The organism is Pelomonas dachongensis (assembly GCF_043555865.1).
Taxonomy (GTDB): domain Bacteria; phylum Pseudomonadota; class Gammaproteobacteria; order Burkholderiales; family Burkholderiaceae_C; genus Pelomonas; species Pelomonas dachongensis.
Window position 1 is genome coordinate 1 of record NZ_JBIGHY010000054.1, and the last position, 286, is coordinate 286.

Sequence of the window (286 nt, forward strand, 5' to 3'; positions counted from 1 at the left end):
TGACGATGCCGGCACCGCTGCCCGCCACCGCCTCGATCTCCCACCTCTCGGCATGCGTGGCGTGCACCAGCTGCCAGCGCGGGTCCAGATGACCCGCCTCGACCAGCCACTGCAGCGGGCGCATGCCGGTGGCGGCCAGGCAGTCGTTGACCTCGGCCATCTGCTCGGCCACGTGAATGTGGATCGGCAGGTCGGCCGCGCCCACCAGCTGTTGCAGCCGCGCGATGTCGCCCGGCGACGCGCCGCGCAGCGAATGCGGCGCCACGCCGGCGTTGACGCGCGGCAG

At 73.4% G+C, this 286-nt stretch carries 1 protein-coding gene; it reads right to left on the bottom strand.

What is annotated here, in order from left to right; all coding sequences use genetic code 11:
• The coding region (locus ACG02S_RS26295) for an amidohydrolase family protein (protein WP_394473450.1) at positions 1–286 on the bottom strand (286 nt) is incomplete at both ends.